We start from the raw sequence: 13,675 nt of genomic DNA, 5'->3' as shown, positions 1-13,675 counted from the left end.
AGTCCGGTGCCACACATTCTTTTGTAGACAGCTCGTCTTAAACATTCGAGAAGACATAGGTCTCGCTGAGAGTCGCAAGCATTAATGAATAGAAAGCTTGCGACGGTAGGTTATTCGATAAAAGAAACTTCTTGTTAAACTGGCCGAGTTAAAACTAAGATAAATCAAATACATAAAACTATTCTTAAAAGACACTTTTAGGAACGTTAAAATAGGATTGAGATGAATTGTTATGAACGTTCATAAAGGTTATAAATAACTTTACAGGCGTTTTTTGTTTTGCCTACATTTTTACGAACAGAGACGGTATACTTTTTAAAAGGAATAGAAAATGAGAGGGAATACGTATGGAACATTATTACTATAGATCCATATTATAAACTTGTGAAACAAATGAAGGAGGGGGATAAATATTGAAATTAAAAAAGGTTTTTGAAGTTACAAAGTTAAATGTATTTATCGATCATATCGAAGATGCTGTTATGCTTTTTAATATAGACGGTCAATTAGTTTCGTATAACCAAGAAGCCGACCGGCTTTTTAATATAAGTAAAGGGTCCAATTCACCTGAAGTTTTTTCTTTTGTAAATGAAATATTGCAAGAGGGTGTAAATTTTAAACAATGTAACCTGCTAAAAGAAGGTCAATCATTCAATAGAAAAATAAAAAAACTTCAATTTGGCAGTTCGTATTACATATTCGAAACAATTGAATCAAAAACAGAAAATGGTAACATATTTGAGCCCATTTATTCTAAAGAATTTGCAGCTATTGTCAGTACTATTAATGATGGTATTTATATTTCAGATGGGAAAGGATTTACTTTATTTGTGAACGATAAATACTCTGAAATGACAGGAATTCAAAAAGAAGAAGTAGAAGGGAGACACATTTCAGAATTAGTTTTTGAGGGTTACTTTGATAGTTCCGTCACATTAGAAGTGTTGATTAATCGAACAAAACAATCGGTATTACAAAAAACGAAAGAACAAAAAAGTACATGGTTGGTAACCGGTAATCCTTTTTATAATAACGTAGGAAATATTACGATGGTAATTAATTCTGTGTATGATATGACTGATTTGAACCAATTAAAAACTTCCTTGAAAGAACAAGAAAAAATTAATGATGATCAAAAAAAGGAGTTAAATCGACTCCGATCCAGAATACTTGACGTTCCTTACTTGATTGGTAATAGTCCACTTATGCAAGATACTAAAAAAAGAATAGTCCGCGTGGCTAATATTAATTCAACGGTGCTGATTACAGGAGAAACTGGAAGTGGAAAAAACTTAGTAGCTAAAGCAATTTATGAACTAAACACTGAGCGTAGCGGCCCCTATGTTGAAGTGAACTGTGGAGCGATACCTGAAAGCCTTATTGAATCGGAACTCTTTGGTTATGCTCATGGATCTTTTACTGGGGCCTCAAAAGGTGGAAAAGCAGGGTTAATTGAGTCTGCGGATAAAGGTATGATTTTTTTGGATGAAATTAGTGAATTACCTTTGCAGCTTCAGGTTAAAATTCTCACTTTTTTACAAGACAAAAAAGTGAGGCGTGTGGGGGATGTAGACTATAAACATGTCGATGTTCGCGTGATCGCAGCATCGAATAAAAAAATAGAACAATTAGTAGAACAAAATTTATTCAGAGAAGACCTGTATTATCGTTTGTCAGTTGTACCGATTACTATTCCGCCTCTTCGCGAATCAAAAGAAGATATTAAGCCTCTTATTGAACATTACTTATTGAAGTATAACAGGCAGTATAACCGCACTATTGTTTTTTCTAACGACGCTTACTATTATTTAGAAAGCTATCATTGGCCGGGAAATGTTAGAGAGCTGCAGCATTTAATCGAACAAATGGTTATACTATCTGAAAATCAATGGATTACAAGCGATTTTTTACCTGAAAGTATCAAACAACATACTATGCAAGTCATTCCAAAAGACCAAGGTCTTCAAGGGCTTGTGGATAGGCTTGAAAAAGAAGTTATTCAAAGAAAATGGGACGAACTCGGTAATAAAAATCTAGTGGCTGAAAGCTTAAATATTCATCGAACCACACTTATGAGGAAGATGAAAAAACTAAATATACCTTCTGATTAAAAAGTGCAAAAACGCACATTTATTTACGAACTGAATTTTTAATTTTTGCTTAAAATTTAAATAATGTGTTTATATCATAGTATAAATATCCAAAAGAAGCGTGTTTTGTTCATTTTAATATTGCATTTCGATAAGTGCAAAAATGCACCAGTAGTGCATTTTTGCACTACTTTTTTTGTTTTTAATTACCCGATTATTATAATAAAAAAAGAATTAGGTTCTCGTTTTAGAATAAATCATAATGAAATAATTAAAAAAACCCTGATGTATCAATGTATAGAAGAACTCTATAATTAATAATTTAATAGATGATTTCATTTTGGCACGGAAGTTGCAAATGTATATAAGTAATGCGTTCATAAAAGCGCATTATCAAATTTTTCTAAATTAATTTGGAGGGATAAACATGGATTTGAATACGTTTACAGAGAAGTATAATTTAGAGGATCAAGCTATCGATACGAATGATATTCCTTGGGTCCCAACTTTCAAAGAAGAAGATGGAGTATGGTTCAAACCTCTTCGCTTTGACTTAACAACCGGACATTGGATTCACATTTCTAAATTTGCTGCAGGTAAAGGTAATGCTCGTCATAAGCATACCGGAGGGACTGTACTGGCCTATACCCTGCAGGGGAAATGGTGGTACCTTGAACGAGATTGGGTGGCTGAGAAAGGATCCCTCATTTATGAACCTCCAGGTGATATTCACACATTAACAGTTGGTGAGGATGAAGATATGATTACCCTTTTTCACCTAAGTGGAGTCATTGAATACTACGATGAAGAGGGAAACATTACTCTTCAAGATGACATGTTTCACCGGATGAAAAAGTATTATGAATACTGTGAAGAGCATAATATACCAGTTAAAGATTTAACATTCTAAAAGATTTAGCATAGGATTAGAATATTTTATTAGTTATTTAATCAGCAGGAGCTTAGGTTCTGCCTATCTCCTGCATTTTTATTACATGTAAGCGGTTACTATATATTGAAGGAAGGTGATCCCATGAAATTTTCTACATGGAAATGCCTAATAGCTATACCAGGTGCAATGATATTTGTGGCAGGTTGTAGTTCAGCAAATCCAGCGTCCTCTGAAAATCCGGCCGAAGAAGAACCGATTACGCTTCGTGTAGGTTCCGGGGTGGGAAGTACACACATAATTAATGAAGCTTATTTTAAACCTTGGATGGAAGCAGTAGAAGAAGAAACGAATGGACAGGTAGAATTTGAAACTCATTATGGAGGTAGTCTTGTTAGTGCAGGACGTGAGTATGAAGCATTAGACTCTGGTTTAGTCGATATTGCGCTTCCTATGTTCCAACTTTATGACCCTATTCGATTTCCCCTATCAGAAGTAAGCATGCTCCCTTTACTAGAATCGGATGTCAACATCGCAACAAAAGCATATGAAGAATTGGTATTAGGGGATTATACCTTTGAAAATGGAAAAAGTTTCTACGAAATGGAACATGGAAGCAAAGATCTAAAACAATGGACAAGTCCTACTACGGAAGGCTATAAGTTCAGTTATGCAGACATTAGTCAACCCGAAACAGTAGGGGAATTTACCAATGTAACATTTAGAAGTTCGGGTCGTGTATCAGAAATATTCTCTGAAAATTTAGGCATTAATAGTGTTTCAATTCCTGCCACTGAAATTTATGATGCGTTATCGCGTGGATCAATTGATGGCTTATATTTTTCTATTCCAGATTGGCCAAGTTACGGAATTGGAGGCTTATTTAATTATACGGTGACTGAAGGAGTGAACTTGGGCCATTACAGCCATACGTTCGGGATGACTCAACAAACATGGCAGGAACTGCCTGAAGATGTACAAAATGTTATGGATGAACAAGCAAGTAAGCTTCTGGCTGCAGAAGAAACATATGATATTTACGATGTTCGAAGAGAGGACGCGTTAAGTAGTATGAAAGAAAACGGTGGAATGGTAGAAGCAATGGAAGAACAACCGGAAGAAATACAGGAAGCTGTTGATGATGCTATCGTAAAAACCTGGGAAGATTGGATAGAAATAAATGAAGAAAAAGGTTTTCCAGGTAGAGAAACAGCTTTATTATGGAGAGATTTGATCATAAAACACGGCGGCAGTGTTCCTGATGAAATTGAAGAAATGGAATGAGTAGGTATTTAAAAGAGTAGTTGAATCGCACTATAAATGGGGTGGAACTATGGACGGTACTTTGACTTTTTTTGTTATACTCGCACTGTTTATTATATTACTAGTACTCGGAATGCACATAGGAACGGTGTTAATTATTTCCGGGATAGCAGGTATTATATTATTAGACGGCTTTGCCTCTTTTCCAGCAGTTATACAAGATTCTAGTTTTTATAGCATCGCAACTTATTCATTAACGACAATCCCTTTATTTATCTTAATGGCTCAGTTTATTGTTCGAGCGAAGATAATTGGGCTTTTATATCAACTTGTGTTTCGGTTATCAAAAGAAAGAGGGAGTGTATTGGGAGCTTTCACTATGCTTTTAGGTGGATTTCTTGGAGCTTTATCCGGATCTCCTACAGCCATTAGTGCTGCTTTGGCTCAAATTTCTCTTCCAGAACTCAGAAAACATGGATTTAATAAATATTTTGGGGCAGCGACTGTAGCGATGGCAGGTTCTTTATCCACGATTATTCCACCATCTATTATTTTGATTGTATATGGTGCAGCTACACAAACTTCTATTGGCGAACTATTTATCGCGATGACTGTCCCCGTTTTTATAGTTGTGATACTTTTATTTATTTCCATCTTCGTGCTTTTCCATTTCACATCCAATGATGATGCAGAAGAGGTTAAAGAAGAATATGCCCAACTAGGCGAAAGTATAGAGCCTGAAGTAGAAGCCAATGTAAAGAATTATGTAATTTCAGTGGGAAGTTTAGTGATCATCATCGCAGCTATTTTTCTAGGTATCTTTTTTGGAATCTTCACACCGACAGAAGCAGGCGCGGTTGGAGCATTTTTAAGCTTAATCATGGTAGCTCTTTTAAAGCGTATTAGTCTTAGTTTCTTTAAAGAAGCTATCGAAGGAACTATTAACATTACCGCAATGGTGCTATTCATTATCCTCGGTGCAAGTATATTTGGAAAATTTGTTACTTTAACTCTTGTACCAACACATATTATTAATTGGATTGATCCTTTGCTTGATACTCCTATTTTATTGATGTTAGTTTTGCTTACTATTTACTTCTTTTTGTTTATGATCATAGAAGGCACAGCAGTTATTTTAATTACGGTCAGTATCTCTCTTCCTATTGTGACAGAAGCAGGATTTGATCCCATTATATTTGGTGTATTACTGACAATTGTTTGTGCTGCTGGATTACTGACACCACCTGTAGGGTTAAGCGTTTACAGCGTGGCGGGGGTAGCGAAACTTCCTGTACAAAAAGTATTTTATTACGGAACTATTTATGCATTGATCATTACTGTATTCGTCATTCCAATCTTGCTATGGTTTCCTGAACTTGTTACCTGGTTACCGAATAGGATGTAAATTATTTTTAAGAGTAAAAGGGGTGAAGTGATTGGAAACAAAATACAAGCAGCCTAAGATATTAACAATCGGCATGTATATAAGTGGAGCGAGTATTCTATTTATGATGCTTTTGACAGTCGTAGATATTATACTGAAAAATATATTTGAAGTGTCTATTTCGGGAAGTTATTTATATGTTCAAAATTATTTAATGCCGCTCGCCTTTTTTTGCGGCATGCCCTACGCATTCTTCTCTGGTATTTTCCCGCGACTTGATATGTTTGTAAGTAAATGGAAAATAACGAATCGCCTGAAAATAATTGTTATTATCTTGATTGTTGAAATAGCAGCCTATATTGCAATAACAATTTACAGCTTTTTATACGGCATCCGAGGATGGACGACCAATATAACTTTTTTGGCAGGAGTGAACAGTTATCCGCTTTATCCCATGTTTTTTCTAGTAACTATAGCATTTGGTTTATTGTCGTTTTACTTGATTAGAATGGTAAAACAAATGATTCAAACAAATGGGGAGTATACATTTTTTGCAGAATATGAAGAGTGAAAAAGAAATACTAATAAAAAGGAAAAGAATTAACCTGCATTTAAACGGAGAGGTGATGCTTAAATGTTACTGGACTTAAAAAATGAAACAGCTTTTATTACAGGGGGAGCGGGAAATCTTGGTAAAAGTATGGCTCTTGCTCTCGCAAGATCAGGGGCTAACGTTGTAATATGTGGAATTGAAAGTGAAGAAAAAATAACAATGTTACATGAGGAATTTAAGAAAGAAAATCTTTCTATGACGTTTGAATACCTTGATGTTTCTGATATTCAACAAATTGAAACAGTCGTAAATAAATATGAGGATATTGGAATTTTGATCAACTGTGCAGGTATTAACGTTCGTAAACCAATGGTAGATATTAATGAACAGGATTGGAATAAAGTTATCGACATTAATTTAAAAGGAAGTTTCTTCACTTCTAAGTTTGTCGCCATTCAAATGCTGAAAAGAAAAAAAGGGAAAATTATTAATATGGGTTCTTTAACCAGTGGAATTGCGCTTCCCGATATGGGCCCTTATTGTGCCTCTAAAGGTGGAATCAATCAACTTACAAAAGCCATGGCTCTCGAATGGGCTCCATATATCCAGGTGAATACGATCGCTCCAGGCTATTTTAATACAGAACTAACAGAAGTCTTATTTAAAGATGAGGAGTGGAAAAATAAAACTCTTTCACGTATACCTGCTGGAAGAACTGGTTATCCGGAAGATTTAGATGGTCTTGCCGTTTTCTTATCGTCAGGAGCTTCAGACTATATCACAGGTCAGACGATTTATGTGGATGGTGGATGGACAGCTTCATAAAGTAAAGGAGACTACTAAATGAAAGCAATTTTAAGATCACAAGTGCCTGGTCAAATTCAACTGACAGAAAAAGAAATGCCGATTTTGTCAGAAGACGAAGTGTTAATAGAGGTAGCTTATTGTGGAGTTTGCGGAAGTGATATCCATGCTGTTAAACAATCCAAAGGATACGAACATGTCAAACAGAGTACAATATTAGGACATGAAATTTCAGGGAAAGTAGTAAAAATCCATGGTGAATACAATCAGAAACTGCTTAATAAAAAAGTGATTGTAGAATCTATGCATTATTGCGGAGAGTGTGAAAATTGTAAATTAAATCGACATTCTATTTGTTCTAAAATTAAGGTTATGGGTCTGCATTTGAATGGCGGCATGGCTCAGTATGCAAAAGTAAAGGCATTGTATGTGCAGGAAATAGAAGAAGAGTTACCAATGGATATTGCTTCTCTCATTGAACCGATGGCTATCGCGGTTCATGCAGTGAAAAAATTACATGGTTTAGAAAAAGGGAAAAAAGTTCTTGTTCAAGGGCCGGGTATAATAGGTTTTTTTACAAGCATTGTATGTGCTCATAAGAAAGCAGATGTTATTTTATCAGGTTTGGAAAGTGATTATACGCATCGTTTAGCTAAAGCGTCAGGTTTTGGTATAAAACCTCATATTGCAGATAAAGAAGAGCTGGATATAAAAGTTGATTATATTTTTGAGTGTTCTGGTTCATCTGCTGCTTTAAAAAGTGGCTATCAACATCTAAAAAAAGGTGGAAGTGTGGTAGTGGTTGCGCTCTATGAACAAGAAACCACTTTATTTTTAACAGACCTGGTCCGTAATGAATGGCCTTTGATTGCAAGTTATGGTTGTGATCCAGAAGACTATAATGATGCTGGTAAAATATTGATTCACTATAAAGATGTTTTACGGAATATGGTTTCTTTTTTTCCGCTGGGCGAAGCGGAAGAAGCCTTTGAAAAAAGCATGACTCAAAAAGTATTAAAAGCCGTTTTATGTAATTGAATAAAGCTGTTATATCGATCTGCAATTGAGGGAATACAATATTTGCATAAACAAAGAATAATAAAGAGATGAAAATCACAAAATGTTTAATTACCTCGCATCATCCAGCAACTGTAGATATTTCGAACGTACTGGCTGATTTGTAGAATCTTTGTTTTACACGTTGTTAATCGATCATCTTGAGAAGAAAATGTTATTCGGATACAGTGTGCAGCTTGAACTCTATGAGATACTAAGGCAGCTGTAGTGAAGTAACAAAGAAAACTAAGAGATATACTAAATCGACAATTGTCTGAATCAGCTGATCATTGGGATGAAAGATATTAAATGTGTGGACACAGTTCACTTTCATCTTAATTTCGTAGAGTAAAATAAGAATGAATTAAATGACACCTTCAGAGTAAGATAGATATAAGTAGATGGGCTCATACATGTAGATGAATATAAATACTTGAATTAAAAATGGACTGTAATGAAAAGCAGTCCATTTTTCCCGATCAATTTGATGAATATAACTAGAAATTCCTAAGTGCTATTATATTAGATTTTATTTAGTTTGGTTAAAGGTTGAAGAGTTATATAGAAATAAATAATAACGTTTTTATTGTTAGAAGATTACTCTATTTACAAATAATTATTGATGATGTTTAACTTCTCCTTAAGCTGCCTAAAGTTGTTTTTTCAAACTATATATTCTATAGTAGCAAATAAGAACTACTACATATAAGGGGCACTAATGAGATGAAAACGCGTCTAAAGCAAATTATTCAACAGTTATTAACATCCGATGATCTACAAACAAGCACTGAGATTGCGACTAATTTGCAAGTTAGTTCAAAAACGATTCAAAATCATATAAAAGAATTGAATCTGCTGTTAAATGATGATATTGCCTATATTGAATCCTATCGTGGAAAAGGATACCGAATTAATATCATAAGTGATGATAAGTTCAAACATTTTTTGCGAGATGTTATCCAGGAAAATAATCACGTTGTACCAACGGAACCAGAAGATCGCATACAATTTTTGCTGGAAAAGCTTTTACTGCAGTCTTCATACATCAAGATGGATATCCTGGCGGAAGAACTGTTTATTAGTCGATCAACCTTGCAAGGTGATTTGAAAAGTATTCGAAAAACTCTGGAAATTTATGACTTATTTCTTGATCAGAAACCAAATCATGGAATTAAAGTCTACGGAGAAGAAATGAAAATGCGTTTTTTTATCTCCGAACATATATTTAATCAGAAGCCGAAAATGGTGGAGCCATCAGCGGAGTGTTTAGAAATATTGCCAAAGAAAGAAATAGAATGGATTCGAAATAGTATTATTTCTAAATTAAGGAAATATAAAACGGTTATCAATGATATTAGTCTACATAACTTAATCACGCATCTCGCGATTGCCTGCAGGCGTATTCGGGAGGAGAAAGTGATCGAAATCTATCAAGAAGAGCTCAATAAGATCACTGATACGAAAGAATATGCGATAGCAAAAGAAATAGTAGAAGAAATAGAACAAAAACTAAAAGTATCTTTTTCTATAAATGAGACCGCTTACTTATCTATTCATTTACAAGGCTCCAAAAAAGTATACTCTGAATTAGAAATAGAAGAAGTCAACTCTATTCTGGATGATGATATCCAACAATTAACTAGAAATATTCTTGATCGAATAGATAAGGCTTACTCATTAAATCTTTATAATGATAAAGAATTAATATTAAATTTGAGCTTACACTTAAAACCGGCAATTAGCAGACATACTTACCAAATGAACCATAGAAATCCAATGTTAGAGGAAATTAAAAATAAATATCCCTTTTCTTTTGAAGCCGCACTCACTGGAGCTGAAGTTATTAGAGAGGAATTAGGGATGTCTATTGATGAGAGTGAAATTGGTTATATGGCCCTTCATTTAGAGGCTGCATTGGAAAGGCAAAAGCAGAGTAGTAAAGACAAAAAACGCTGTATAATTGTTTGTGCTTCTGGATTAGGAACATCACAATTACTTTTAATTAAGTTAAAAGATCGATTTTATGATGAGTTAGATATTTTAGGAACAACAGAGTATTATAATTTAGACAGCCAACCAATTCATGATTTAGACTTTGTTATCAGCACGATCCCGATTCCTGAAACATTACCTATTCCAGTTATTCAAGTAAGCACATTGCTTGGTGATCAGGATGTAGATAAAATTAAAAAATTGATTCATAACGATATCGATATTGTGATGAAATATATGTGGGAACAATTCACATACTTACAAATGGATTTTTCCACAAAGGAAGAAGTTATTCAATTTTTAGGTGATCAATTGATAGAAGCGGGGAAGGTGAATACTGACTTTGTCAGTTCTGTTTTAGAGCGTGAAAGTTATTCATCTACTAGTTTTGGTAATTTGGTTGCTATTCCACATCCAATGGAACCACAAACAAATGATACATTTTGGTCCATTGTCACATTGAAAAAGCCAATTCAATGGGGGAATAAACCTGTGCAAATTGTCTGCTTACTCAATATTAATAAACAAAAACAAATGATGGATGATTTAAAACCAATGTATGATGTATTAATGAAATTGCTGGATAATCGTTTCTTACTGCAAAAATTGTTACAGAGTAAAACCTTTGCTGAATTTACACGATCGTTAAACAAGGCTTAAAACAGATGCAGGTTCATCCTGTATCTGTTTTTTTATGTCTAGTATTTAATTTCCTTTGGCAATGGAAAAACGTCCTCTACAGTTGATGGCGCTTTCATAATAGAATGAAATTGCAGCAAAGATAATGGTGATTTAGAACATCACCATAAAGATTCTTTCTACTGGTATTAAGAAACTGTTGTTTTAATAGAGACAATTTGCAACAGAAGTATGGAGTCTTAATAAGTAAATATAATGGAGGAATGCAAAATGGAAAAAGTCTTAATTATTTGTGCAGGTGGGATGTCATCTTCTTTAATGGCCAAGAAAACGACAAACTTTCTAAAAGAAAAAGGCCATGATATTGAAGTAGATGCTACTTCGGCTAATGAAGGCAGCAAAATGGTTAAATCAAGTGATTTTGCGTTATTTCTAATAAGTCCTCAAACAAAAATGTACTACAAAAGCCTTAAAGAAACAGGAGACCGTGCTGGTAAACCCGTAGTAAATATTCCACCACAAATGTATGTCCCTATTCCTATGGGTATTGAAAAATTAGGGAATTTAATCCTAGAAGAGCTTCAAAAATAATAATTGTTTATAAAAATAAGGCAGCGTTTCCAATGGCATTAATTGGGAAAATAAAAATGCTGCCTTGTGAATTTTTAATCATTTAATGTATTTTTAGCAGCTCCATTTTAGATGTTAAGAAAGGAAGAATGAAAAGAGATGGAACAAGAACAAATTCAAGGCGTGGCTTTTGAAATAATCCTGCATAGTGGATCTTCAAGAACACTTATACACGAAGCATTCGAAATGATGAGAAATAATAAATTCAAAGATGCTGTAAATACGTTAGACGAGGCCAATGAAAAAATATTATTAGGGCATCAATCTCAAACAGATTTGATGACACAATATTCGTCTGGAGAACACATCAATATAGATATAATAATGGTTCATGCACAGGATCATTTAATGACAACGATGACATTAAGAGAAGTTGCGCTGGAAATGTTACATCTATATAAAAAACTCGAAGAGAAATAAATGAGGGATCTGAATATGAAAAATAACGAAAGGGCAATAGAAAGAAATCGAAAAGAGTTCAGCATGAAAGCTATGTACTTTAATCGGTACTTATTAATTAGATATGTTACTGCATTATTCTTTTTTACAAATTTATACTGGCTGATTTTATTATTAATGAGCAGTTCATCACTATATTTTATCCCATTGTTCATACTTATAGCTTCGTTGTTTCATATTGCTGAACTAGTAAAGGCATACAGTGAACATATAAATAATGCTAAAAAAACAAGATATTTCTTTTTAATATTATTTTGGACAAATATCCTCTTATTATTACCGACTTTTTTTTCATCGTCTTTCACTCAATTATATCCATTTCTTACAGATGAAATAAATTCCAGGATACTGATTTTAAGCATTTTGGTTATCGGGATATTATTAAGTTTATTTATTCTCAATCGTTTATCCCAAATTAGAAATAATGAAGATAAGCATTATAAACGGATTAAAAAATATGAAAAGGCTATTAATTTATAGGAGAAGGGAAGATTACCCGTGGGATCAGAAAGCAAATTATTCGCTTTTATGGAAAAATATTTATTGGGCCCGATGAACAAAGTCGCTTCCTTACGTTTTGTTCGTGCAATAATGGCTGCAGGGATGGCTACTATTCCATTTGTCATTGTCGGTTCAATGTTTTTGGTATTTAATGTGCTTCCTCAGACATTTCCATTCTTAGAAGGAGTTTTTAATAGTACATTCTTTAGAGTCAGTGACTTATATATGCTGGCAAACCAAGCAACAATGGGCATACTAGCTTTATATTTTGGCCTTGTTCTTGGCTATGAATATACAAAAATATATGCCGAAGAAGAAGAATTAAATCTAAATCCTTTAAATGGTGCTTTATTATCCATGTTTGCTTTTTTTATGACTATTCCTCAATTGGTTCTATCTGATGGAGAAATGTCTTTAGTAAATCAAATTAATGATGAAAATACCATTGTTTATGGATGGGGAATGGTCGAAGGTGGTGTGAGCCGTTTAGGGTCTTCGGGCATATTCACAGCAATCATTATGGCAGTAGTATCTGTACAATTGTATAGATTGTGTGTAAAACGAAATTGGATTATACGAATGCCGGAAGCAGTACCGGAAGGTGTAGCTAGAGCATTTACCGCATTAGTTCCAACATTTATTGTTGCGTTTGCTGTTTTATTAATTAACGGTACTTTAGTGGCGCTGGGCACGGATATATTTCAAATAGTATCTATCCCTTTTAGTTTTGTTGTGTATTTAACAGATAGCTGGTTAGGTATTCTGGTTATTTACTTCCTTATTCATGCTCTATGGATTGTTGGTATCCATGGATCAAATATTATTTATTTAGGCTTTTTAACGCCAATCATTCTTGCGAATTTAGAATCTAATATAGGTGGAGCAACAATGCCTTTGGCAGGAGAATTTAATAACGCTTTCGCAATAGTAGGCGGTTCTGGGGCAACATTGGGTTTGGTTATATTCCTTGCGTTTTTAGCTAAATCAAAACAATTAAGTGTGTTAGGAAAAGCATCTCTTGCTCCTGGTATATTTAATATTAATGAGCCATTAATATTTGGATTACCGATTGTTTATAATCCATTTTTAGCTATCCCGTTCTTTATAGCACCGATGGTTTCAGCATCCATCGCTTATTGGGCGATTAATCTCGGAATGGTTGCGCCAATCATTGCACAGATGCCTTGGCCTACTCCGCTTGGTGCAGGTGCTTTTATTAGTACAGGTGGAGCGTTTACGGCAGTAATTCTCGCAGTGGTTTGTGCTCTTGTAGCATTTTTAATTTGGCTGCCATTTATTAAATTGTACGATCAAAAGCTGGTGAAACAGGAAAATGGTGAAGAGTCAATAATGTAATCCAAATCTATAAGCAGTTTGCCATAAAGAATATGGCTGTTCTAATCAATCCAAGATCT

General features: G+C 34.2%; 12 protein-coding genes. All 12 read left to right on the top strand.

All coding sequences use genetic code 11. The features are described from left to right. Positions 1–413 precede the first annotated feature (413 nt). The 12 genes from AC5W2J_RS07670 (at position 414) to celB (ending at position 13,616) form a co-directional block, all read left to right on the top strand. Positions 414–2,111: a sigma-54 interaction domain-containing protein gene (locus AC5W2J_RS07670; protein ID WP_496058884.1), complete on the top strand. Its 1,698-nt coding sequence runs from the start codon at positions 414–416 to the stop codon at positions 2,109–2,111. A gap of 406 nt (positions 2,112–2,517) precedes the next feature. Continuing rightward, positions 2,518–3,000, top strand: a complete 483-nt coding sequence (locus AC5W2J_RS07665) for a 2,4'-dihydroxyacetophenone dioxygenase family protein (RefSeq protein ID WP_496058883.1) — start codon at positions 2,518–2,520, stop codon at positions 2,998–3,000. A 123-nt stretch (positions 3,001–3,123) separates the two neighbouring features. Next, positions 3,124–4,263, top strand: coding sequence for a type 2 periplasmic-binding domain-containing protein (locus tag AC5W2J_RS07660; RefSeq protein WP_496058882.1), 1,140 nt, complete (start codon positions 3,124–3,126; stop codon positions 4,261–4,263). Positions 4,264–4,312: 49 nt separating this feature from the next. Beyond that, on the top strand, positions 4,313–5,647 hold the full coding sequence (locus AC5W2J_RS07655; RefSeq protein WP_496058881.1) for a TRAP transporter large permease: 1,335 nt from the start codon (positions 4,313–4,315) through the stop codon (positions 5,645–5,647). 31 nt (positions 5,648–5,678) lie between these two features. Beyond that, positions 5,679–6,197: a TRAP transporter small permease gene (locus tag AC5W2J_RS07650; RefSeq protein ID WP_496058880.1), complete on the top strand. Its 519-nt coding sequence runs from the start codon at positions 5,679–5,681 to the stop codon at positions 6,195–6,197. A 63-nt stretch (positions 6,198–6,260) separates the two neighbouring features. Further along, positions 6,261–7,004 (top strand): SDR family NAD(P)-dependent oxidoreductase, encoded by a 744-nt coding sequence (locus tag AC5W2J_RS07645; RefSeq protein ID WP_496058879.1) that lies wholly within the window; start codon positions 6,261–6,263, stop codon positions 7,002–7,004. 18 nt (positions 7,005–7,022) lie between these two features. Next, positions 7,023–8,021: a zinc-dependent alcohol dehydrogenase gene (locus AC5W2J_RS07640; protein ID WP_496058878.1), complete on the top strand. Its 999-nt coding sequence runs from the start codon at positions 7,023–7,025 to the stop codon at positions 8,019–8,021. 741 nt (positions 8,022–8,762) lie between these two features. After that, positions 8,763–10,691 (top strand): BglG family transcription antiterminator, encoded by a 1,929-nt coding sequence (locus tag AC5W2J_RS07635; protein ID WP_496058877.1) that lies wholly within the window; start codon positions 8,763–8,765, stop codon positions 10,689–10,691. Between the two features lie 249 nt (positions 10,692–10,940). Next, positions 10,941–11,261 carry a PTS cellobiose transporter subunit IIB gene (locus AC5W2J_RS07630; protein WP_496058876.1) on the top strand — a complete coding sequence of 107 codons (321 nt, stop codon included), beginning with the start codon at positions 10,941–10,943 and terminating at the stop codon, positions 11,259–11,261. Positions 11,262–11,399: 138 nt separating this feature from the next. After that, the gene (locus tag AC5W2J_RS07625) at positions 11,400–11,720 is read left to right on the top strand and encodes a PTS cellobiose transporter subunit IIA (RefSeq protein ID WP_496058875.1); all 321 of its coding nucleotides are present in this window, start codon (positions 11,400–11,402) and stop codon (positions 11,718–11,720) included. A gap of 15 nt (positions 11,721–11,735) precedes the next feature. Beyond that, positions 11,736–12,239 (top strand): hypothetical protein, encoded by a 504-nt coding sequence (locus tag AC5W2J_RS07620; RefSeq protein WP_496058874.1) that lies wholly within the window; start codon positions 11,736–11,738, stop codon positions 12,237–12,239. Positions 12,240–12,257: 18 nt separating this feature from the next. Then, the gene (celB, locus tag AC5W2J_RS07615) at positions 12,258–13,616 is read left to right on the top strand and encodes a PTS cellobiose transporter subunit IIC (protein ID WP_496058873.1); all 1,359 of its coding nucleotides are present in this window, start codon (positions 12,258–12,260) and stop codon (positions 13,614–13,616) included. Positions 13,617–13,675: the final 59 nt, after the last annotated feature.

The organism is Sinobaca sp. SA16-1, from assembly GCF_059510515.1.
This window is presented reverse-complemented; position numbering and strand designations above follow the sequence as displayed.

Bases quoted from the DNA above. Each gene is read 5' to 3' on its own strand.
- AC5W2J_RS07665 (WP_496058883.1), top strand. From the start codon at position 2,518: ATGGATTTGAATACGTTTACAGAGAAGTATAATTTAGAGGATCAAGCT.
- AC5W2J_RS07660 (WP_496058882.1), top strand. From the start codon at position 3,124: ATGAAATTTTCTACATGGAAATGCCTAATAGCTATACCAGGTGCAATG.
- AC5W2J_RS07655 (WP_496058881.1), top strand. From the start codon at position 4,313: ATGGACGGTACTTTGACTTTTTTTGTTATACTCGCACTGTTTATTATA.
- AC5W2J_RS07645 (WP_496058879.1), top strand. From the start codon at position 6,261: ATGTTACTGGACTTAAAAAATGAAACAGCTTTTATTACAGGGGGAGCG.
- AC5W2J_RS07640 (WP_496058878.1), top strand. From the start codon at position 7,023: ATGAAAGCAATTTTAAGATCACAAGTGCCTGGTCAAATTCAACTGACA.
- AC5W2J_RS07635 (WP_496058877.1), top strand. From the start codon at position 8,763: ATGAAAACGCGTCTAAAGCAAATTATTCAACAGTTATTAACATCCGAT.
- AC5W2J_RS07630 (WP_496058876.1), top strand. From the start codon at position 10,941: ATGGAAAAAGTCTTAATTATTTGTGCAGGTGGGATGTCATCTTCTTTA.
- AC5W2J_RS07625 (WP_496058875.1), top strand. From the start codon at position 11,400: ATGGAACAAGAACAAATTCAAGGCGTGGCTTTTGAAATAATCCTGCAT.
- AC5W2J_RS07620 (WP_496058874.1), top strand. From the start codon at position 11,736: ATGAAAAATAACGAAAGGGCAATAGAAAGAAATCGAAAAGAGTTCAGC.